Here is a 20282-nt window from a genome sequence, read left to right as displayed (position 1 = left end):
CGTGAGTTCCTGGCGGCATGGACGTCGAGGAACTCCGTGACCTGCTCGCCGGCTATCCCGGCACCTGGATGCTCGAGGCGAACGGCGACCACTTCGCCGTGCACGATCCGGACGGGACCACGCCACCCGCGCAGCAGCGGCCCTGGGCCACGATCGTCACGTCGAACGCGTACGACGACGGGTCGGACCTCGACCGACCCGGCGTCTACCGCCTGAACCTGGGGCTCCCGAAGGCCCTCGCCGCCGAGGTGGCCGACCCGGACGCGCCGCTGACCAGCCTCGACGTCGTCATGCCCCACCCCGACTACGGCCGCCTCGGCTTCGTGTGCGTCCTCAACCCGTCGTCGTCGTGGCCTCGGGTGCAGGAACTGATCGACGCGGCGAACGCCCACGCGACGCGCTCCTGACGGCGCCGAGCCCGAGGACCACGACCACCATGACCTCGGCCAGGGAGAGCACCCGCTCGATCAGGCCGAGGGGCACGGCGCGGTACCAGGGCGTCGCGAGGACCGGGTTCAGCGCGATCGCGCCGATGATCGGCAGGAACGAGGCCAGGGCGAGGACGGAGAACACCGTCACCCAGGTCGCCCACCGTGCGCCGCGGTGTGCGCGGGCGACCAGGAGCCCGGCCGCGGGCAGCGCGACGAAGGCCGCGAGGCTGGCGTAGCGGTGGATGGAGCCGGACACGCTGGGACCGATCGACCAGTTGGTCTTCTCGAAGACGACCACGAGCACCAGCCCGACGCACCAGACCGCGAACAGCACGATCGCGGTCGGCGTCACGAGGTCGCGGGCGTGCAGCGCCACGACGACCGCCACGGTCGCGGCGACGAGGCCGAGCACCGCGACGTCGAAGAGCCAGCCGCCTGGCCCGACCGCGTACTCACTGATCGTGCGCCGCACCGGGTCGTGCCGGTTCCACGGCGCGACCAGGTGCATCAGCCCGACGACCGCGACCACGACGAGGGCCGTGACCGCGCCCGCGGTCCCGGGGACGGATGGCCGGATGCGGCTCGACACGGTCGTCACGCGATCAGGATGACCGGTCGCGCCGTCAATCCACCGTCAGCCGGAGCACGACCCGCTCACGGGGCGGGCCGCCGCGGCGCAGGGCGCGCTCGGCGGTCTGCAGCAGGCGGATGCCGCCGAACTCCCAGCCGTACTTCGCCTTGAGCAGGCCCTCGGCGTCGGCGACGGCGCCCTCGGAGTCGTCGACCACCGCGGTCGCCTCCACCGTCGGGGTGCCCGGAGCGACGCGTCCCCGGCGGTCGCAGGCCCGCAGCTCGACGTGGGCGTCGTTCCGCAGCCGCTTGACCTTGCCGCTCTCGGCGGTCGTGTAGACGACCAGTCCGTCGCCGTCGCGGGCGACCCACACCGGCGTCGCCACCGGGTCGCCGGAGCGGCGGAAGGTCGTCAGGGAGACGAAGCGCTGGTCCCCCAGGGTCACGAGCGAGGCAGTCACACCTCCATCGGTACCCGTGACCGGGCCGGCGTCGAGCCCGCCGCGATCACGTCACACGGCGTTCCCGATCACAGCGACCGGTCGTCACACGAACGACATGCCGAGGTCACGGGCCCGGTTCCGCGGGGCGGGCATGATCGGGCACCCTCGGCGGGCATGACGCCCAGCGGCAACGGCACGGACGGCGCGCGGCCCCGGGTGGTGATCGTCGGGAGCGGGTTCGCCGGCTTCCACACCGCGAAGTCGCTGGCGAAGCGCATGCGCGGCGAGGTCGAGATCGTCGTCGTCAGCCCCACCAACTACTTCCTCTACCTGCCCCTGCTGCCCGAGGTGGCGGGCGGCATCCTCGAGCCCCGCCGCATCGCGGTCGCGCTCTCCGACGCCCTGCCGCCGTGCGTGCGGCACGCGCCCGGCGAGGTGGACGCCATCGACCTCGACGGCCGCGAGATCGGCTGGCTCGACCCCGAGGGCGTGGCGCACCGGACGTCCTACGACCGGCTCGTCCTCGCGGCGGGCAGCGTGCACAAGGTGATGCCGATCCCCGGGGTCAACGAGCACGCGGTCGGCTTCCGCGGCGTCCCCGAGGCCCTCTACCTGCGCGACCACCTCGTCCGGCAGGTCGACCTCGCGGCGATGAGCGACGACCCCGACGAGATCGCCGCCCGGTGCACCTTCGTCGTGGTGGGAGCCGGCTACACCGGCACCGAGATCGCGGCCCAGGGGCAGCTGTTCACGCAGGCGCTGGCCAGGAGTCGCGGGCTCGACCCGGACTCCATGCGGTGGGTCCTCGTGAGCCGCGGGCGGATCCTCGCGGGCCTCGACGAGCACCTCGCCGACACCGCGGCGCAGGTCCTGCGCCGGCGGGGGGTGGAGGTGCGCACCGACACCACGATGGAGGAGGCGACCGAGGAGGGCGCCCTGCTCTCGGACGGCGAGCGGCTCCCGACGCGGACCCTGCTGTGGTGCGTCGGGGTGCGCGCGGACCCGCTCATCACCGGCCTCGACGTCGGGATCGACGACGGCCGCGTCGTGGTCGAGTCGACGTTGCAGGTCCCGGGTCGCCCCGAGCTGTACGCCTGCGGGGACGTCGCATCCGTCCCCGACCCGAGCCGCCCCGGCGAGGCCACGCCGCCCACCGCGCAGCACGCCGTGCGCCAGGGCACCCTCGCGGGCCGCAACGTCGCGGCGTCGCTCGGGTGCGGGACCGTCCGGCCCTACCGGCACCGCGACCTCGGGTTCGTCGTCGACCTCGGCGGGTGGCAGGCGGCGGCCGCACCGCTGCACGTCCCGCTGCGCGGGCTGCCCGCGAAGGCGGTCACCCGGGGCTACCACCTCGCGGCGATGCCGGGGAACCGGCTGCGCACCGCGGTCGACTGGGCGATGGAGGCCCTGCAGCCCCGCCAGAGCGCCCAGCTCGGACTCGTGCGCTCGCCGGCCGTCCCGCTCGACACCGCCTCGCCCGAGGTGCCCCAGCACCACCTCGGCTTCCCGCACGCGTCGACCGGTGAGGCGACCGGGAGCTGAAACCGCTCGTCCGTTCTGGGGACGGAATCGGTCCAGGTGCCACGTGAAATCGGCGTTCGCAGGAACACCATTCACCCTGAGCGTGGATCCCATTCCCGAAATGAACGGCCGCGAGGCGACTCCAGCCCCGTGACCTGCGAGATCCTCCGCGCACAGAGGGCTCACAGGGTGACGATCCGCTCACGGTTCACCTTGTTCACGCACCGGCCGTGGAATAGTGTGGAGCGTGTAGCCGGGCAGCAACGTCTCCCCCCGACGAAATCCGGGTCACCCCCCCAGACCCGGAGGTGTGCTGCCCGGCTACACATCTGCCTCGATCCTTTCGCAGACGAACTGCCCGCCATCCGGTCGCGCCCCATCCCCGGGACGCCCGGGGTCGAGTGAGCAGCGACCGGCCGTGGTACCCACGGGGTGCACACCGGTTCGTCCCCGACCCCCCAAGAGGTGCAGCACATGGCTCTGATGCGTCGAGTCGCCGCCGTCGGTGCCGCCGTCGCCGCGGCCCGCCAGTACGCCCGCCAGAACCCGGAGAAGGTCAACCGGTACGCCGACCAGGCGGCGTCCTTCATCGACCAGCGCACCAAGGGCCGCTTCCGCAAGCAGATCGACGGGGCGCTGCGCCAGGTCCGCAAGGAGACCAGCGTCCCGGGCCGCCCGGTCCCCGGGCCGAGCCAGGCCGGCCAGTACGGGCCGCAGCAGTTCCGGCACGACCCGTACGGCGACGCGGGCCCCTCGGCCACCCGGCGCTACCCGAGCGAGCGCACCGACCGCTGAGCCGGAGGCGGCGGGCGGTGCCCGTCGGGCCCGGTTAACGTCGCGCCCCGTGCAGCCGGCCGACATCGCCCGCCTCGTCAGCCCCGGCGACCCGCGGGTCTCCCCCGACGGACGCCGGGTGGCCGTCGTCGTCACCCGCGTCGACCTCGAGGCCGACCGCTACCGCAGCGCGATCTGGGTCGCGCCGGTCGACGGCGCGCCGCGTCCGCTGACCGGCGGGGACGGGGACGCGAACCCGCGCTGGTCACCGGACGGCACGCGCCTGGCCTTCACCCGGTCCACGCCCGGACCCGACGCGAAGCACCGGTTGATGGTGCTGCCGGTCGACGGTCCCGGCGAGCCGGTGCAGCTGGCCGAGCGCGACGAGCCGATCGACGAGCCGGCCTGGTCGCCCGACGGCACCACGCTCGCGTTCACCTCGCGCGAGCCGCGGCCGGACGCCCCGCCGTTCACGGTGCGGGGCAGGCCGGACCCGGCGAAGCTCCCCCGCCGGATCGACCGGCTCCTCCCGAAGCTCGACGGCGAGGGCTGGATCGTGGACCGGCCGCGGGCGGTGTTCGTGGTGGCCGCCGACACCGCGGCCGCGCCACGCCTCGTCGCCCACCACCGCTACGACATCTCCGGCCCGGCCTGGTCGCCGGACGGACGGCGGCTCGTGGTCGCCACGGTGCGCGACGAGCCGGACGCCGACCTGACCATGGTCGACGCGCTGCACCTGATCGCCCTGGCGCCCGGCGAGCGCGTGGACGACGGCACCCCCTCCGAGCTGCTGCGCCCGCTGACCCGCCCGTCGCAGGTCGCGTACTCCCGGCCGGCCTTCTCCCCGGACGGGACCCGCATCGCGGCGATCGCCGAGGACGTCGCCCTGGGTCCGTCGTTCGGCCGGGTCGCCGTGGTGGACGCGGCCGACGGCGAGGCGACCGTGCTCACCGCGGGACTCGACCGGCAGGCCGCGCCGTTCGTCGGCGGCCGCCCGCCGCTCTGGCACGACGACGAGTTGCTGTTCACCGTCGAGAGCCACGGCACGCAGCCGCTGTACTCCGTGCCGGCGGACGGCTCGCGAGAGCCGGCGGAGCGGGTCGGCGGGACCCGCGCCGTCGTCGGGTACGACGAGGCCGGCGGCACGCTGGCGCTGCTGGTGACCGACCCGGGCCACCGGCCCGAGCTCGCCGTCGTCCGGAACGGGCAGGAGACCGTGCTGTCGGCGTTCTCCGCCGCCTTCCACCGCGACCTGCCGCTCGCCGAGCCCGAGCACCTGCGGGTGCCGTCGTCGGGTGGCGGGGAGATCGACGCCTGGCTGCTCCGGCCGTCGACCTCGGCGCTCGCCGGCACCGACGGCCGTCTCCCGCTGCTGGTCTCCGTGCACGGCGGACCGAGCACGCAGTACCCGACGGCCTGGTTCGACGAGTTCGCGCTGTGGGCCGGCGGCGGGTACGCCGTGCTCTGGTGCAACCCGCACGGCTCCACCGGCGACACCGAGGCCGCGATGCGCTCGATCCGCACGCCGGAGGCCGAGCAGGTCCCCGGGACGGGCTGGGGCGGGGTGGACGCCGACGACGTCCTCGCCGCGCTCGATGCCGCCCTGGCCCACGACGCGACGCTCGACCCCGCGCGCGTCGGTGTGCTCGGCGGCTCGTACGGCGGGTTCATGACGACGTGGCTGGTCGGCCACTGCGACCGCTTCGCCGCCGCCTGCTCGGAGCGGGCGGCGAACAACCTGCTGTCGCTGGAGTGGGGCGGGTCGGACGCGGCGGGCTACTTCCGGTTCCTCATGGGCGTCGACCACCTCGACCGGCCGGACGTCTACCGCCGGATCTCGCCGACGAGCTTCGTCGCCGACATCCACACGCCGATGCTGATCCTGCACGCCGACCACGACCTGCGCTGCCCGCCGGAGCAGGCCGACCAGCTCTACCTCGCGCTGCGCCTGCTGGGCCGCGAGGTGGAGTACTGGCGCTTCCCCGAGGAGGGCCACGAGCTCTCCCGCACCGGCTCGCCGCAGCGCCGGGTGCAGCGGGCGGAGATCATCCTGGACTTCTTCGGGCGGTGGCTGGCGCCGTAGGGCTCGCTCGATCAGAAGGGCGGTCCGGTGTCGAGGTCGGTCGTCTCGTCGCGTCGTCGTTCGGCGCGTCGCCAGAGGTGGCTCTGGGTGTCGCGGGAGGCGTCGGTGATCAGGCCGTGGCGGTTGGCGCGGGGGGTGCCGGGTGGTTTCGGGTGGGATTCCCGGTGGTCGGGGCGGTGCCGGGTACGGGTGCGTGCGATGGGGTCGGGCAACGGCCGGTAGGGCTCGGGCTCCCGGGTGTGGACGCGGCCGGTGGGGGAGGTCCACTCGAAGCGTCCGGGGCTGGTCTGGTGCACGGTCCAGCCGGCGTCGTCGTCGTGCTTGAAGAGGTGGTCGGACCGGCAGAGGGCGCCGAGGTCGTCGGCGACGGTCTGTCCGCCGTCGATGACGGCGAGCGTGTGGTCGGCGTCGCAGGCGGCGGCGTCGACCGAGCAGCCGGGAGCCCGGCAGGTGCGGTCGCGGGCGGCGACCCAGTCCCGGAGCCGGGTGGAGGGCAACCGGTTCCCGGCCTCGGCGGTGGTGCGGGACGGGTGCTCGTGGTCGGGGCGGGCGCGTTCGCGGGCCAGCGCCCGGGCGGCGCGGCGCAGGAACCCGATCGCGTCGCCGGGCACGGTGGGCAGGGTCGTCGGGATCGATCCGAGCGGGCCCAGGTCGGCCAGGGGAAGCTGGTCGGTGCCGAACGCGGTGGTGAGGGTGTCGAGGTCGCGGGTGTGGGCGGTGATCTCGACGATCTGGGCGTGGCGGCGCCCGCCGGCCGGGGGCGGACCGCCGGCCGGTGGGCGTGCGGACAGGACGTGTTCGAGGGTGCCGGTGTCGTCGTAGAGGGCGATCCGCCAGCGGCAGTGCCGGCGGTCCCAGGCCATCGCCACGGCCTGGGGGTTGGCGATCGGGCCGTGGCCGGGGAGTTCGCCGGGGCGGCGGTCGAGGCCGAGGACGGTGCGTAGCTCCAGACGCAGCACGGTGCGCGCCCGGAACGCGACCACCGCCGGCTCAGCGCGCTCCGGCTCCACGTGGGTCTGGGGCTGATCTCTGCTGTTGCCGGTCACGGAGGGGTCCACCGCGTGGTCAGGCTCCGAACGGCCACGACCAGGGCCACGGTCATCGGGCTCGTCGTCGGGTCCGGTGTCGCCGGGCCCGGTGTCGCCGGGGCCGGTGTCGTCGGGGTCCCCGTCATCACCGTCGTCGTCGGTGCTCGGGGGGCCGCCGTAGAGGGTGGTGACGTGGTCGACGACGTCGAGGTCGTACATCCCCGCCCCGACCGGCCCGGTCAGGGTCAGCATCACCTCGGACTCCAGCTCCCCGACCGACACCCGGATCCCCGCCCGCGCTAGTCGCCGCCGAGCGGCATGCGCGAGGGCGACGATCCGGTCGTGGGCGTCCTGGGCGGGGTCCTCGGGCAGGTCCAGCCCGCACAGCTCCGCCGCGCCGGACGGCGCGGAGCGCAACGTCACCCGCCGTCGCGCGATCGCGGCCGCGCGCCGCCGCTCCCACCAGTCCGGGTCCACGGCCGCCGCCACGCGGGCGACCCGCTGACGCAGCGCCGTGTACGGCAGCGTCGAGGCGACGTCGAGGACCTGGTCGACGACCTCCCGGGCCTGGACGTCGTCCAGGTCGGCGACCAGATCGACGATCGTGAACGCCTTGCGTTCCTCGAGCCGCCCGGCGGCCATCTCCTGCCCGATCCGCGGGAGACGTTCGAGGACCTGGCGGGCGAACTCGATGCGGGAGGCGGCGTAGCCCTCCGACCAGCCCAGCGACTCCGCCACGATCTTGCCCGCCCGCCGCCGGGTCCGGACCCGCTCGGTGGTCCCCGCCTTCGCCCGCGAGCACTCCAGGACGAACCGGCACAGCTGCCAGGCCGCCGTGTTCACCGCGGCGAACTGAGCACTCATCCCCGCGTCCACCCACTGCCCGGGCAGGTCGGCGGGGTCGGCGGCGCACAGCGCCTCGGGCCACACGGGGCTCTCCGGATCCACCACCGCCGTCGTCATGATTCGAACACTAGAGCGAACCCCCGACAGTCACGCCCGGGAAAGGCCAGGACAGCCGCGTCCGCAAGGTCACGGAACAGCCACGATCTCGAGCGGTCAGGCGATGGCGCGAACGCCCTCCAGTGCCACGACCGCGGCGAGCTCCTCGGCTACCGCACGCTGGATGGCGGCGGAGGTCAGCTGTGCGATGTGCCCGCTCGGCACGACGACGTTGCGCGCGTATGGGTCGTGGCTGGAGTGCCACGGAACCGCGAAGTCCGAGCGGCTGTAGATGCTGGTGAACGGGATGTCGGTCGGCCAGGGAGCCCGCAGCGAGTCCCGGAAGGCCGCGCAGCAGCGGCCGAGCAGGCACTCCAGCCCGAACAGCCCCGGCATGCCCGCGGTGCCCGCGACGGCCATGCCCCACGTCACCGCCGTCATCACCGGGGAGACACGGTCGAACGGCGTCCCGATCGTGACCAGCTGCGCGACCGACTCCGGCGCCGCGGCACCCACGGCCCGCCCGAACTGCCCACCGCGGCTGTGCCCCACGATGCGGACCGGCTCGCCGGTCTCCTCGGCGATCGTCCGGACCCGCCGGACCAGCGAGTCGACCGTGCGCTGCGAGCAGCCCATCCCCGCCCCGAGCGTGTACGTCCGGACGTCGTAGCCGAGCCGGGTCAGCCAGCGGCCCAGCGGTTCGAGGCACGGCCCGGTCTCGCAGAGCCCGCCGATCAGGACGACGGCGCCGCGGCCGCGGTGCGGGAGGTCCTCGTGCGGTCCCACGGAGCGGTGCCGCAGACCGGTGTAGCCGATGGTCGCGCGGCCGACCGTGGCCAGCCCGAGGCCGACAACGGCATTCCATCCCGGTGGGCTCCAGCGCATGGCGGACCTCCCGCTCCCCGACGAACCGTAGGTGCTGTTACCCAGGTCTCAGCGCGCCGGAAACCACGAGACGGCGGCCCGGACGAGCTCGTCGTCGCCGGTGTCGAGGCCGTGGGTGACGGCGTAGCAGGGCGCGACGTCGAGCCAGGCCTGCGCCCGGTGGGCGAGCTCGGAGGTGACGTCGGCGTGTGTGTGCAGGTCGGCGGCGACGTCCGGGCCCGCCTGCAGCAGCGGCCAGACCAGGTCCTTCGCCGGGTCGCCGGCCCGGGCGTCGCCCCAGTCGATCACGCCGTAGATGCGGCCGCCGTCGACCAGTACGTGCTCGGCCGAGAGGTCGCCGTGCACGACGACGGAGGCCGGGGCGGCGCGGAGCTCGTCGAGCCGGTCGGCGAGCCAGGAGCGGCGGCCGCGCGGGAGCCGTGGAACGACCTCGCCGGCGAAGCGGTCGAAGGCCGCGTCGCGCATCGCGGAGGTCCGCCCGGGAGGTGGGAGGCCGCGGGCGACCGCTGCGTCGAGGTCGACGGTGTGCAGCGCGGCGAGGAACGCCCCGAGCCCGCGCCCGTCGTCGTCTGGACGGAAGGGCCGGCCGGGGACCAGCCGGTGCCGGACCGTGAGCGGTGACTCCCTCACGACGACGGGCGTGGGCACCTCGAGCGGGAGCTGCGGCGCGAGCCACGGCAGCAGCGTCGTCTCGGTCCGCAGCCACGGCTCGACGTCAAGCCGGCGGGCCGTCCGCTCCACCCACGTGCCGTCGACCAGCCACGCGTCGCTGTCCCAGCCGGAGCCGAGGTACTGGCGGGTAGTCACGTCGGCTACTGTCGCGCGGTCCCAGTAGCTGTGACGAGCGTCCCGGAGAACGTCCGATGAGCACGCAGGACACCGAGGTCGCCGAGCCGGACCTCCAGGAGAAGCTGGAGTCCTCGACCGGCGGACGGATCGCGATCAGCGTGCTGATCGTCGTGCTGCTAGGCACTGCGGCCATCGTCAACATGCCGGAGTCGATCACCAAGAACGCGCTCGCGCCAGTTGCCGGTCGTGTTGCCAACGTCGTCGGCCTCGACCAGGGCTGGGCCGTCTACGCACCAGCTCCGCGCCGCGTATCCAATTACTTGGAGGCCCGAGTGCTCGACCGGGACGGTACGACCACGGTGCTACCTGCCCCGATCACGGCTGGACTCTCTGAGTACTGGGACTATCGGTGGCAGCGCTACGCGGACACGGTGCTCAACGGACCGGACAACAAGCCGCGTTGGGCGCCGTATGCCCGCTGGGTCGCCGACGGGGAACGCGCCCGAGGGAGGCACCCCGTGGTCGTCACCCTCGTGAATATCTCCGCAGAGTCGCAGCCGCCCGGCTCGCTAGCCCCGCGCACACCATGGGCCGAACGACCGTTCTTCTCGATCGGGGTTGGCTCATGACCGATCTGCGACGGCTGGCACTCGCCACCTGGAACGGCTGGGAGCGCTTCTTCTTCACCCCGACCTCGACGGCGCCGCTGGCGATCCTCCGATTTGCCTTTGGTCTGACGGTCACAGCGTGGACAGCGACGCAGCTGCCGTACCTGTTCACCTTCTACGGGCCTGACGGGCTGCTGCCCCAGCCGCCCGCCATTGGCCCGTGGCAGTGGAGCCTGCTCACGTCGACGAACACCGTCATCGTGCTGTCGGTGGTCTTCCTCGCGACGCTGCTGGCCTCGATCGCGCTGACGATCGGTGCGGCACCTAGAATCGCCGCGGTCGTGGTACTCCTGGGGCTGATCGCCTTCGAGCGCCGCAACCCCTTCGTGCTGAACTCCGGCGACATCCTGCTGCGGGTCATGGCGGTGTACCTGGTCTTCGCGCCGTCCGGGGAGTCGTTGTCCTGGGATCGCTGGCGGCGAGACCGCGCGCACTTCTGGGAGTTCCCCTGCCGCGCCCCGTGGGCCATACGGATGCTGCAGATCCAGGTGTCGATCATCTATGTGGCCGCGGTCTGGGCGAAGCTGCAGGGCGACCCCTGGCGCAACGGGACCGCGGTGTCCTTCGCCCTGCGCATGCTCGACCAGCTCCGCGCGCCGTCACCGGAAGTGATCGCCGCGAGCGGGCTGCTCACCGAATGGTTGACCTTCGGCACGTTGATCATCGAATTGTCGGTCGGGATTCTCGTCTGGAATCGACGTCTGCGGCCGTGGGTCCTCGGGGCAGGCGCACTCCTGCACCTGGGCATCGAGGTCTTCATCATGGTCGGCTTCTTCAGCATCGCCATGTGGGTCCTCTACCTGGTGTTCCTCTCTCCGGAGTGGACCGAGCGGACGGTCTTGCGGCTCCGCGACCGGTGGCGCGCGCGACGCGCTGCGAAGCCGTCCGCCGCGCCGGCGGAGGCCAGGGAGCCCGCCGTATCCGAATCGTGACGGAACCCTGCCCCTGACACGTCGTTAGGTGTAACGCCGCGCCCGCGCGCGCCGACTTCCCGGTGAAGCGGGACCAGGTCAATTCCTAGATCAGTTCGAGGGGAAGAGGGTCGAGATGAGCCCAGGGCGGCGCAGGACCGTCAAGCGCATGGCCGCGGTCGCGGCCGGGATGATGCTGGTGGGGATGGTCTGGCAGGGCGTCGCGACCGCCGAGGTCCGCACGCAGGAGGACACGGGCGGTTCCACCTCCACGTCGACGGGCTCCACGTCGACCGGTTCCACGTCGACGGGCTCCACGTCGACCGGTTCCACGTCGACGGGCTCCACGTCGACCGGTTCCACGTCGACCGGCTCCACGTCGACCGGGACTGGGGCATCGCAGGGCGCAGTGCTCGGCGTCCTGGGGAGCGTCGCGGGTTCCACTTCGTCGACGGCCTCCAGCTCATCCTCGACGACGTCGACTGCGGCAACCGCAGGCGCAAGTCAGGGTGCAGTCCTCGGTGTCCTCGGCAGCGTCCTGGGCTCTGTCTCGGGCTCGACGAGCTCAACCTCGACGTCCTCGTCGACGGCGAGCACAAACAACAGCGGCATCACCTACATCCCGAGCCCGTATCCGGTGCCGGCGTTCGGTAACTACGGCCACCGGTACTACGGCAAGTACTACGACCACGGCTGCGGCTGCGACCGCTACGCCGCGCCGACCTACGTCGCGCCGGTCCAGGTCGTCGCGACCCAGGTCGGGACGGTGCCGAAGGGCGGCGTCGACACCGGGGACGGCTCCTTCCAGTGACCGGGACCGAGACCCCGCCCACCCGGGAGCCATCCAAGGTCGACGGCGTCACCGGGAAGATCGGCATCGGCCTGATCGTGGTCGTGGCGCTCATCGGTCTCGTGGTGGCGGGGACCTCGGGGTCGACGTCGGGCTCGTCCGGCAGCTCCGGGGTCCAGCTCATGGCGGCCTCCACCCCGACGACGGTGTCCGTGCCGTCGATCGGGGCGGAGTCCTCGCTGATCGAGACCGGCCAGCAGGCGAACGGCGAGCTCGAGGTGCCGCCCCTGCAGACCCCGATGCAGGCCAGCTGGTACGACAAGAGCCCGTCGCCGGGCACTCTCGGGCCCTCGGTGATCCTTGGGCACGTGAACGGCTACGGGAAGCCGGGGATCTTCTACAAGCTCAAGGACGTCAAGGCGGGTGACCAGGTTCTGGTCAAGCGCCAGGACGGCCAGACCGGGGTGTTCACGGTCTCGAACGTCGACACCGTTCCGAAGGCCGCCTTCCCGGCGGAGATGGTGTACGGCGACACCCCGGACTCGCAGCTGCGCCTCATCACCTGTGGCGGCGTCTTCGACCCCTCCGCCCAGAGCTACGAGGCGAACGTGATCGTGTACGCGAACCTCACCGAGGTCCGTCCCGCCTGATCACCTTGCGTCGCGAACGGCCGTCGTCCCCCGCGGACGGCGGCCGTTCGTCGTTCCCGGGCACACCGGCCGTCGGGAAGGGAGGATGGATGTCGTCCAGGCAACCGTCCCGAGGGAGCGCCCCCTGATGCCCAGCACCCCGACTCCCGTCGGCGTCACCACCGAGGCGCAGGAGCAGCTGCGTGGGCGGGTGCGGGAGCTGTGCACGCGGTTCCCCGACTCGTACTGGCGCGAGCGGGACCGCAACCGCGAGTACCCGGACGCCTTCGTCGACGCGTTGACCGAGGCGGGCTACCTGGCGGTGCTGATCCCCACCGAGTACGGCGGGGGCGGGCTGGGGATCACCGAGGGCTCGATCGTGCTCGAGGAGATCAACCGCTCCGGCGGGCACTCGGCGGGCTGCCACGCGCAGATGTACACCATGGGTGCGCTGCTCAAGCACGGCTCGGAGCAGCAGAAGAAGGCCTACCTGCCCGGGATCGCGGACGGCTCGATCCGGCTCCAGGCGTTCTCGATCACCGAGCCCGAGGCCGGGTCGAACACCACCGACATCCGCACGACGGCGATCCGCGACGGCGACGACTACGTCATCTCCGGGCACAAGAACTGGACCAGCCGCATCGAGCAGTCCGACCTCGCGCTGGTGCTCGCCCGCACCACCCCGCGCGGCGACGACCCGGCCGAGCGCACGCAGGGCATCAGCCTGTTCCTGGTCGACCTGCGCGAGGTCCGCCGCGACGAGCCGGACACGCTGAAGGTCGAGCCGGTCCGGACGATGTTCAACTACGCCACCAACGAGGTGCACTACAACGACATGCGGGTGCCCGCCTCCGCGCTGATCGGCGAGGAGGGCAAGGGGTTCCGCTACGTCATCGACGGCTGGAACGCCGAGCGGATCCTGCTCGCGGCCGAGGCGGTCGGCGACGGGTACTGGTTCATCGACCGCGCCACCTCCTACGCCAACGAGCGCCAGGTGTTCGGCCGCCCCATCGGCGCGAACCAGGGCGTGCAGTTCCCGCTGGCCCGCGCCTACGCGCAGGTCGGAGCCGCGGACCTGATGCGCTATCGCGCGGCCGCCCTGTTCGACGCCGATCAGAAGTGCGGCGAGCAGGCCAACCTCGCGAAGTTCCTGGCCTCGGAGGCGAGCTGGCAGGCCGGCAACGCGTGCCTCGACACGCACGGCGGCTACGGCTTCGTCGACTCCTGGGACGTCGAGCGGAAGTTCCGCGAGACCCGGCTCTACCAGGTGGCGCCGGTGAACAACAACCTCGTGCTCGCCTACGTCGGCCAGCACGTCCTCGGGATGCCCCGCAGCTACTGAGTGCGCAGGCGGGTCAGCGCCGAACACCCGGCCACCGCGAGCAGCACCAGGGCCCCGAGCACGACGGCGAGCGGGAGCTGCCAGTTCGGCGGCTCCCCGGCCTCGTGCACGGCGCCGACGAGCCACGGCCCGAGCGCACCCACGAGGTACCCGCCGCCCTGCACGAACGCGGCGGTGCGGCGGTTCTCGGTCGCGTCACGACTGGCCGCGAGCACCGCCGCGAAGATCACGGTGAACCCGCCTCCCTGCGCCGCCCCGGCGAGCGAGCACCACAACGGCCACAGCGCCGGGGCGAGCAGCAGGCCGCCCGGCAGCGCCAGGAACCCGGCCGCGACCGGGAGGAACGCCAGCCGCAGGCTCGCCCGCCGGGCCACCAGGGGCGTGACGAGCGCGCCTGCCACCGCGAGGATCTGGAACAGGGACGACGCCGTTCCGGCGCTCGCCGCGTCGAGGCCGCGCAGGTCGCGCAGGATCTCCGGCAGCCAGGCGGTCAGGCCGTAGTAGGAGAAGGACTGGCCGCCGAAGCCGATCAGGAGCAGCCACGGCACCAGACGTGTGGCGGGAGCCCGGGCCGGGCCGGCCCCGTCGTCGGGAAGGGCCTCGACCTCTCCTTCCCGACGGCGGGTCGCGAGCCGCCAGACCACGACGGCGGCGACCGCGAACACCAGCCACACGCACAGCGCGAGCCGCCACCCGGTGCCGGCGGCGATGGGCACCGTGAGCGACAGCGTGATCATCGACCCGACGTTCATGGTCGCGGTGTAGATCCCGAAGAGCGGGCCGGAACGGTGCGGGAAGTCCCGGCCGATGACCACCGGCATCACGATGTTCCCGACCGTGATGCCGGCCCCGATCAGCGCGGTCCCGATCAGCGCGCCCGCGACGCCGTCGGACGACCGCAACACGGTGCCCACGCCGAGCACGCCGAGCCCGACGAGCATCGCCCGCTCCGGCCCGAGCCGCCCGATCATCCAGGACGCCGGCGGCGAGGCGAGCGCGAAGGCGAGGACCGGGAGGCTGGTCAGGAGGCCGGCGATCCCGGCCGAGACACCCAGGTCGGTGCGGATCGCCTCGATCACCGGGCTGATTGCGACGAGCGGCGCCCGCAGGTTGAGCGCCACGAGCACGATCGCGACGACGAGGAGCGGACCGCCGACCGTGGAGGCGGGACGGTGCGGGGCGGCGGTGCTCACGTGTCCCCACTCTGGACGCTCGGACGGCGCGAGGGACACCGGGTGTGAAACACGACGCGGCCCGGGCACCTCGCGGACGCTGTCGAGGACACCGAGGTCGAGGAGGACCGACGATGACCGATCGTGACGACGCCCGCGTGCGCAAGGCGCTGCAGGGCATGGACTTCCCGGCGAGCCGGAACGACGTGGTCGCGTACGCGACCGACCGGGGCGAGGTCGACGAGAAGACGCTCGTTGCGCTCGGCGACCTGCCGGCGGGCGACTACGCGTCGGTGGACGAGGTCGTGGACGCCGTCCCCCAGCGTCCGGGGTCGACCGCGGACCGCTGAGCACCCCGGGTGCAAGCAATGCCCTATCGGCGTGCTCCTCTGATTACTTGCACCCCCAGTGCCAGGAAAGCCGGCACCGTCGGAGGTTGTCGGGGGTCGCTGCTAGACCTGCGCCATGACGACGTGGGGCGAGGTCGAGGCGGCGGCTCCCGAGCTGGCCGCGGCGGTGCAGACGTGTTTCCGGCGCGCGAAGCACAAGACGATGGCGACGCTGCGGCGCGACGGCTCGCCGCGCATCAGCGGGATGGAGACGGAGTTCGCCGACGGCGAGCTGACGTTCGGCATGATGCCGGGCTCGGTGAAGCTCGCCGACGTACGCCGCGATCCACGGGTGGCGCTGCACTCGCCGTCCGTGGATCCGCCCGACGACCCGGCGGACTGGCCCGGCGAGGCGAAGGTGGCCGGACGGGCGCGCGAGGTGTCGTCGTCGGACGAGGGCGCCCAGTTCGCGGTGGACGTCACCGAGGTCGCGATGACGCGCATCGCGGCGACGGGCGACAAGCTGGTGATCGAGTCGTGGGCGCCGGGTGGTCAGGTCCGCCGCGTCGAGCGGACCTGACCGGGCCTCAGCGCGCGATGAGCTGACCCAGGCGGTGGGTCAGCTTGACGTTCTCGCGGTAGTCGACGGGGACGACGATCACCGACGGCCGGTCGCGCTGGTCGAAGGCCTCCTTGAGCGCCGGTCGCAGCTCGTCGGCGCTGGTGAGCCGGCGGGCGTGGCAACCGAGACCCTCGGAGATCTTGACGAGGTCTGGGGAGGGGAAGTCGGTGCCGAAGTGCCGGCCGAACTCGACCTCCTGCTTCCAGGAGATCAGGCCGTACCCGTTGTCCTCCCACACGAGGTTGACCGGGGCGACGCCGAGGCGCACCGCGGTCGCGAGCTCGGGGCCGTTCATGAGGAACCCGCCGTCGCCGGAGATCGCGACGACCCGCTGATCGGGGTGCACCAACGACGCCGACACCCCGCCGGGCACCGCGATCCCCATCGAGCAGAAGCCGTTGGAGATGATGCAGCTGTTCGGCGTGTAGGTCGGGTAGTGCCGCGCGATCCACATCTTGTGGGCGCCGACGTCCGAGATCAGGATGTCGTCGTCGTCCATCTCGGCGCGCAGGTCGGCCAGGACGCGCTGCGGCTTCATCGGGAAGTCGCCGGTCTCGGCCTCCGACGACGCACCGCCCTCGGTGATCTCCTCGGTGAGGTTGGCCCGGGCGCGGGCGTGCGCCTCGACGTCGCCGAAGTGGTGGCGCTCGGTGAGGCCCTGGTTGATCGCCCAGAGGGCCGCGGCGATGTCGCCGACGATCTCGACGGTCGGCCGGTAGGCGCCGTCGACCTCGGCGGGGTCGAAGTCGATGTGCAGCAGCCGCTTGGTCCGCCCGATGTTCCACCGCGACGGCGGCCACTCGACCATGTCGTAGCCGACCGCGATCACCAGGTCCGCGGCCTCGAAGACCTCGGTCACGTAGTCCCGCGAGCCGAGACCGACGGCGTAGAGGCTGCGCTCGTGGCGGTCGGACAGGGCGCCCTTGCCCATGAACGTCATGCCGGCGTAGATGCCGGTCTCCTCGACGAAGCGCTGCAGCTGGCGGCTGACCCGGGTGCGCACGCAGCCCTGCCCGACCAGCAGCACCGGGCGCTCCGCGCGGGCGATCAGGTCGAGGGCGGCCTGCACCGACTTCTCGTCGGGCACCGGTCGGCGCACCTTCTCCGGCGGCACGATCGGGGCGCTCTCGACCTCGTGCTTGGCGATGTCCTCGGGCAGTTCGACGTGCGTGGCGCCGGGCTTCTCGGCCACGGCGAGCTTGAACGCCTTGCGGATGACCTCGGGGATCGTCGTCTCGTCGCGCAGCGAGGTCGTCCACTTGGTGATCGGCGTGAACATCTCCACGACGTTCATCGCCTGGTGGGATTCCTTGTGCAGCCGCGTCGTGGCGCCCTGCCCGGTGATCGCGACGACCGGGGAATTGTCCATGTTCGCGTTCGCCACGCCCGTGACCAGGTTGGACGCGCCCGGGCCGAGCGTCGACAGGCACACCCCGGGCCGGCCGGACAGCCGCCCGTAGACGTCGGCCATGAACGCCGCGCCGGACTCGTGGTGCGTGGGCACGAACTGGATCGCCGAGTCCCGCATCGACATGAGGAGGTCGGCGTTCTCCTCGCCCGGCACGCCGAACACGTACTCGACGCCCTCGGCCTCCAGACACCGCACGAACAGATCGCTGGCCCTCACGGTCACGCTCCCCACTCCTCGCCGACGCCCCGTCCTGTACCCGAAGGAGGGCAGGAATCACCCGTGACGCACGGGGCGAGATCGCTCACGCCGTCCCGTCGTCGACGTCGCCACGCGTCCGGGCCCGCCAGACTCCGTCAGCCGGAGCGTCGGGTGGCGGCCGCGGGGGCCGTCGCACCCCTCGAGGAGGTGCCGGCGGCGTCGGCGGACTCGTTGTCGGTGGTCTCGGCGTCGGGCTCCGTCGTGGCGCCCGCGAGCCCGGACACCGAGGCCAGGTCGTCGCCGATCTTGAGGTCGTTGAGGAAGAGCGTGCTGTCCTGACCGATCGACTCGTCGCGGTAGATGCCGGTCTTGAGGTAGGCGCTGCCCTTCACGTTCGACTCCGGCGTCCGGTAGTCCGACAGCGTCTGCCGGCCGTTGCAGTACGCGTCGATCCCCCCGCCGAAGGTGATGCCCAGCTGGAAGGAGAAGGCGCCCGGGCCGACGGGACAGAAGTCCCTCTGGCTGCCGCCGTTGTTCGCGAGCCGCAACTGGCCGTTGCCCACCTCCACGGCCAACGGCGGGCTGCCCGTCCCCGGCTGCTTGAACTGCATGATCAGCTGCCAGGTCCCGGTGTCGGTGGGGAAGCCCTGGTCGAAGAAGCCGGAGTAGCCGACGAACTTCGTCTCGCCCTCCTGGAACTCCGGGACGTCCGGTTCGGCCTCGGTGCGCTTGCCCCCGCCGGGCATCTCGAACTTCACCGCCTCGCGACCCGGCACGTTCGGCGACTCGGCGCCCGAGGGGTCGGTGGCGTTCTGGTTGTTCCAGGGGGTCGACTTGAAGCCGTCGAGCCCGCCGGTGAGCGAGAAGGTCGCGTCCGTCTCCGTCCCCTCGTCACCACGGCCGCTTCCCGACGGCGGGTCGGCCTCGTCCCCGGCGGACGGGCTCGGCTCGCCGGAGCGGCGGGTCGTGGTCGCGCCGGCGTCCTCGTCCACAGAGCCGGAGCCGGAGCCGGAGTCGGAGCCGGGCGCTTGGGTCGTCGTCACGGAGCCGGAGCCGGAGCCGGGTGCGCGGGTCGTCGTGACGGAGTCGGACTCGTCGGACGGCGCGCGGGTCGACGACGGGCCGGCGCCGGTCCCCGGCGCGCGGGTCACCGTGGCGTCGCCCGACCCCGCTCCCGGCGGACGCGTCGTGGTCACGCTCCCGGAGCCTCCGCCCGGCGCCCTGGTCGAGGTCACACCGCCCGAGCCAGGGATCGGCGTGACCTCGACGTCTCCGGACCCGGTACCCGTCGGCTCCGACGCCCGGGTCGAGGTCACGCCGCCCGACCCCGGGGCCCGCGTCACCGTGGCACCGCTGCCGCCGGACCCCGGGGTCTGCGTCACATCAGCACCCCCACCGCCCGGCTCGTCCTCGTACTCCGAGCCCGGGTCCGCCGCGGTCGACCCGACCGCGCCACCGGCACCCGTCGTCGGGACCGCACCCGCCTCGCCGCCCGCGCTCGTCGTCGGGGCTGCACCGGTGCCGCCCGAACCGGACGTCGGCGCCGCACCCGTCGTGGTGGTGGCCGGCGCCGGGCCCGCGTCGGTGGGGACGGCCGCGACCACCTTCGCGAGCGAGTCCGCGGCCCATCGCGGCGCGGTCGTCCCCTGGGCGACCGCGAGCTGGGTGTAGGAGCCGTGCACCGGCGAGGCGAGTGCCTCGTCCAGGGCGGGCGCGGCGCCGCCCGCCGGGTTGTCGCACACCGGGTCGCCGGGCGCACAGATCTGGATGGTGCGCGCGTCGAGCGCGCCGAACTCGACCGCACGGGGTGGCAGCACGCCCTGACCCGTCGTGCCGTCGGGGACGACCCGGGTGGCCGGGCTGCGCGCCGGGTCCCCGAACAGCCCGACCGCCTGTACGAGGTTCGCCGGGATGCGCGGCTCCAGGCCGGTCCCGATGCGCGAGGCCAGGTCGCCGGCGACCTGCGCGCCCGCCGAGTAGCCGAACAGCATGATCGCGCCGGTCGGGCAGCCCTCCACGTGGTCGCCGACCGCGTCGGACAGCGCCCCGACCGCCGCTGACTCCGCCGACGCGTACGAGCCTCCGGTGGCGGGCGGCGGCACGGTGACCACGGAGACCTTCTCGCCGAACTGCTGAACGAGGGGGTCGGTGACGGCGGTGAGCACGTCGGAGTTACCGCCCGCCCCGCCGACGGCGTACAGAGTGACGGGACGGCAGGAGTCGGGCAGGGCCTGCGACGACGCGAGCGTGGCCACGCCGGTGCCGACCGCCCCGACGAGCACGGCAACCGCCACGAGCGCCGCGGCGACGAGCGACCCCACCGGGCGACGGTCGGGGCCCGGCGCGACCGGCTCCGGCCGGCGCCACGCGGACACGGTCCTGCTCCGCGCGGGCGCGGGAACCGCTTCCGATGGAATCGGTTCTCCGGCAGGTAGCCGGTGCTGCCGTGCCCGGCCGGGCGAGACCGGGCCGCCGGCACCCGCCGTCGGGAAGGGCTCGATCTCGACGACGGCGGACGTGCCGCCGTCGACGAGCTCCACCCGCAGAGTCCGCCCCAGGCGAGCCGCGTGGCGCCGTCCCGCCGCGAGCGCGACCTCCCGCGGGTCGCTGTCCGGGGGCACCGGGAGAGGCCGCCCGTCGGCGAGCACCGTCGCCCCGCCGGGAGCGCGCACCACCTCCAGCCGCACGTCCGCCGCGCCCACCCGAGTCCTCCACCGTCCGCCGTGACCCCGATACGGGCATCA

The 20282-nt window shown here is 73.1% G+C and carries 20 protein-coding genes; 11 read left to right on the top strand and 9 right to left on the bottom strand.

The window, feature by feature from the left end:
- The first annotated feature begins 17 nt into the window (after positions 1 to 17).
- Complete coding sequence (locus WCD74_RS24385) at positions 18 to 407, top strand: DUF6194 family protein (protein ID WP_337697495.1); 390 nt, start codon at positions 18 to 20, stop codon at positions 405 to 407.
- Here the strand turns inward: WCD74_RS24385 and WCD74_RS24380 are convergent.
- Positions 334 to 1029 (bottom strand): DUF998 domain-containing protein, encoded by a 696-nt coding sequence (locus tag WCD74_RS24380; protein ID WP_337697494.1) that lies wholly within the window; start codon positions 1027 to 1029, stop codon positions 334 to 336. The genes WCD74_RS24385 and WCD74_RS24380 overlap by 74 nt on opposite strands.
- A gap of 25 nt (positions 1030 to 1054) precedes the next feature.
- Positions 1055 to 1462 (bottom strand): PPOX class F420-dependent oxidoreductase, encoded by a 408-nt coding sequence (locus WCD74_RS24375; protein ID WP_337697493.1) that lies wholly within the window; start codon positions 1460 to 1462, stop codon positions 1055 to 1057.
- Between the two features lie 156 nt (positions 1463 to 1618).
- Between WCD74_RS24375 and WCD74_RS24370 the strand changes: the two genes are divergently transcribed.
- The 3 genes from WCD74_RS24370 to WCD74_RS24360 all read left to right on the top strand — a co-directional run bounded on the left by WCD74_RS24370 (position 1619) and on the right by WCD74_RS24360 (position 5822).
- Positions 1619 to 2986: an NAD(P)/FAD-dependent oxidoreductase gene (locus tag WCD74_RS24370; protein WP_337697492.1), complete on the top strand. Its 1368-nt coding sequence runs from the start codon at positions 1619 to 1621 to the stop codon at positions 2984 to 2986.
- Positions 2987 to 3439: 453 nt separating this feature from the next.
- On the top strand, positions 3440 to 3760 hold the full coding sequence (locus tag WCD74_RS24365) for an antitoxin (RefSeq protein WP_337697491.1): 321 nt from the start codon (positions 3440 to 3442) through the stop codon (positions 3758 to 3760).
- A 49-nt stretch (positions 3761 to 3809) separates the two neighbouring features.
- Positions 3810 to 5822 (top strand): S9 family peptidase, encoded by a 2013-nt coding sequence (locus WCD74_RS24360; protein WP_337697490.1) that lies wholly within the window; start codon positions 3810 to 3812, stop codon positions 5820 to 5822.
- A gap of 11 nt (positions 5823 to 5833) precedes the next feature.
- On the opposite strand, the gene WCD74_RS24355 is transcribed toward WCD74_RS24360, so the two are convergent.
- From WCD74_RS24355 to WCD74_RS24345, 3 genes are all read right to left on the bottom strand, one after another.
- Entirely contained in the window at positions 5834 to 7813 is a 1980-nt protein-coding gene (locus WCD74_RS24355; protein ID WP_337697489.1) for an HNH endonuclease signature motif containing protein, read from the bottom strand.
- Positions 7814 to 7909: 96 nt separating this feature from the next.
- On the bottom strand, positions 7910 to 8677 hold the full coding sequence (locus WCD74_RS24350; protein ID WP_337697488.1) for an alpha/beta hydrolase: 768 nt from the start codon (positions 8675 to 8677) through the stop codon (positions 7910 to 7912).
- Positions 8678 to 8725: 48 nt separating this feature from the next.
- Complete coding sequence (locus tag WCD74_RS24345; RefSeq protein WP_337697487.1) at positions 8726 to 9484, bottom strand: phosphotransferase; 759 nt, start codon at positions 9482 to 9484, stop codon at positions 8726 to 8728.
- Between the two features lie 56 nt (positions 9485 to 9540).
- Here WCD74_RS24345 and WCD74_RS24340 point away from each other — a divergent pair, with 56 nt between their 5' ends.
- Both WCD74_RS24340 and WCD74_RS24335 read left to right on the top strand, forming a co-directional pair.
- Complete coding sequence (locus tag WCD74_RS24340) at positions 9541 to 10095, top strand: hypothetical protein (protein ID WP_337697486.1); 555 nt, start codon at positions 9541 to 9543, stop codon at positions 10093 to 10095.
- Positions 10092 to 11066, top strand: coding sequence for an HTTM domain-containing protein (locus WCD74_RS24335; protein ID WP_337697485.1), 975 nt, complete (start codon positions 10092 to 10094; stop codon positions 11064 to 11066). Before WCD74_RS24340 ends, WCD74_RS24335 begins: the two co-directional genes overlap by 4 nt.
- A gap of 90 nt (positions 11067 to 11156) precedes the next feature.
- Here WCD74_RS24335 and WCD74_RS24330 read toward each other — a convergent pair whose 3' ends face one another.
- Positions 11157 to 11408 carry a hypothetical protein gene (locus WCD74_RS24330; RefSeq protein WP_337697484.1) on the bottom strand — a complete coding sequence of 84 codons (252 nt, stop codon included), beginning with the start codon at positions 11406 to 11408 and terminating at the stop codon, positions 11157 to 11159.
- Positions 11409 to 11682: 274 nt separating this feature from the next.
- On the opposite strand from WCD74_RS24330, the gene WCD74_RS24325 reads away from it, so the two are divergent.
- The 3 genes from WCD74_RS24325 (at position 11683) to WCD74_RS24315 (ending at position 13806) form a co-directional block, all read left to right on the top strand.
- Positions 11683 to 11856, top strand: a complete 174-nt coding sequence (locus tag WCD74_RS24325) for a hypothetical protein (RefSeq protein WP_337697483.1) — start codon at positions 11683 to 11685, stop codon at positions 11854 to 11856.
- Positions 11853 to 12485 carry a class F sortase gene (locus WCD74_RS24320; protein ID WP_337697482.1) on the top strand — a complete coding sequence of 211 codons (633 nt, stop codon included), beginning with the start codon at positions 11853 to 11855 and terminating at the stop codon, positions 12483 to 12485. Before WCD74_RS24325 ends, WCD74_RS24320 begins: the two co-directional genes overlap by 4 nt.
- Positions 12486 to 12612: 127 nt before the next feature.
- On the top strand, positions 12613 to 13806 hold the full coding sequence (locus tag WCD74_RS24315) for an acyl-CoA dehydrogenase family protein (protein ID WP_337697481.1): 1194 nt from the start codon (positions 12613 to 12615) through the stop codon (positions 13804 to 13806).
- Here WCD74_RS24315 and WCD74_RS24310 read toward each other — a convergent pair.
- Complete coding sequence (locus tag WCD74_RS24310; RefSeq protein ID WP_337697480.1) at positions 13800 to 14999, bottom strand: MFS transporter; 1200 nt, start codon at positions 14997 to 14999, stop codon at positions 13800 to 13802. The two genes, WCD74_RS24315 and WCD74_RS24310, sit on opposite strands and share 7 nt — an antisense overlap.
- Positions 15000 to 15112: 113 nt before the next feature.
- On the opposite strand from WCD74_RS24310, the gene WCD74_RS24305 reads away from it, so the two are divergent.
- Together WCD74_RS24305 and WCD74_RS24300 are read left to right on the top strand one after the other, a co-directional pair.
- Positions 15113 to 15328: a DUF2795 domain-containing protein gene (locus tag WCD74_RS24305; RefSeq protein WP_337697479.1), complete on the top strand. Its 216-nt coding sequence runs from the start codon at positions 15113 to 15115 to the stop codon at positions 15326 to 15328.
- A 115-nt stretch (positions 15329 to 15443) separates the two neighbouring features.
- The gene (locus WCD74_RS24300; RefSeq protein ID WP_337697478.1) at positions 15444 to 15887 is read left to right on the top strand and encodes a pyridoxamine 5'-phosphate oxidase family protein; all 444 of its coding nucleotides are present in this window, start codon (positions 15444 to 15446) and stop codon (positions 15885 to 15887) included.
- Positions 15888 to 15894: 7 nt separating this feature from the next.
- On the opposite strand, the gene WCD74_RS24295 is transcribed toward WCD74_RS24300, so the two are convergent.
- Together WCD74_RS24295 and WCD74_RS24290 are read right to left on the bottom strand one after the other, a co-directional pair.
- The gene (locus WCD74_RS24295) at positions 15895 to 17556 is read right to left on the bottom strand and encodes an acetolactate synthase large subunit (protein ID WP_337697477.1); all 1662 of its coding nucleotides are present in this window, start codon (positions 17554 to 17556) and stop codon (positions 15895 to 15897) included.
- A gap of 137 nt (positions 17557 to 17693) precedes the next feature.
- Positions 17694 to 20240 carry a cutinase family protein gene (locus tag WCD74_RS24290; RefSeq protein WP_337697476.1) on the bottom strand — a complete coding sequence of 849 codons (2547 nt, stop codon included), beginning with the start codon at positions 20238 to 20240 and terminating at the stop codon, positions 17694 to 17696.
- Positions 20241 to 20282: the final 42 nt, after the last annotated feature.

Origin of the sequence: Actinomycetospora aurantiaca, assembly GCF_037401875.1 — a bacterium.
Classification (GTDB): Bacteria; Actinomycetota; Actinomycetes; order Mycobacteriales; family Pseudonocardiaceae; genus Actinomycetospora; species Actinomycetospora aurantiaca.
The sequence above is the reverse complement of the archived record's forward strand: the minus strand, read 5'-3'. Positions and strand labels throughout refer to the sequence as shown.

Excerpts from the sequence above, each read along its gene's own strand:
- WCD74_RS24315 (WP_337697481.1), top strand. The coding sequence starts at position 12,613 with ATGCCCAGCACCCCGACTCCCGTCGGCGTCACCACCGAGGCGCAGGAG.
- WCD74_RS24335 (WP_337697485.1), top strand. The coding sequence starts at position 10,092 with ATGACCGATCTGCGACGGCTGGCACTCGCCACCTGGAACGGCTGGGAG.
- WCD74_RS24305 (WP_337697479.1), top strand. The coding sequence starts at position 15,113 with ATGACCGATCGTGACGACGCCCGCGTGCGCAAGGCGCTGCAGGGCATG.
- WCD74_RS24370 (WP_337697492.1), top strand. The coding sequence starts at position 1,619 with ATGACGCCCAGCGGCAACGGCACGGACGGCGCGCGGCCCCGGGTGGTG.
- WCD74_RS24350 (WP_337697488.1), bottom strand. The coding sequence starts at position 8,677 with ATGCGCTGGAGCCCACCGGGATGGAATGCCGTTGTCGGCCTCGGGCTG.
- WCD74_RS24355 (WP_337697489.1), bottom strand. The coding sequence starts at position 7,813 with ATGACGACGGCGGTGGTGGATCCGGAGAGCCCCGTGTGGCCCGAGGCG.
- WCD74_RS24365 (WP_337697491.1), top strand. The coding sequence starts at position 3,440 with ATGGCTCTGATGCGTCGAGTCGCCGCCGTCGGTGCCGCCGTCGCCGCG.
- WCD74_RS24340 (WP_337697486.1), top strand. The coding sequence starts at position 9,541 with ATGAGCACGCAGGACACCGAGGTCGCCGAGCCGGACCTCCAGGAGAAG.
- WCD74_RS24385 (WP_337697495.1), top strand. The coding sequence starts at position 18 with ATGGACGTCGAGGAACTCCGTGACCTGCTCGCCGGCTATCCCGGCACC.
- WCD74_RS24300 (WP_337697478.1), top strand. The coding sequence starts at position 15,444 with ATGACGACGTGGGGCGAGGTCGAGGCGGCGGCTCCCGAGCTGGCCGCG.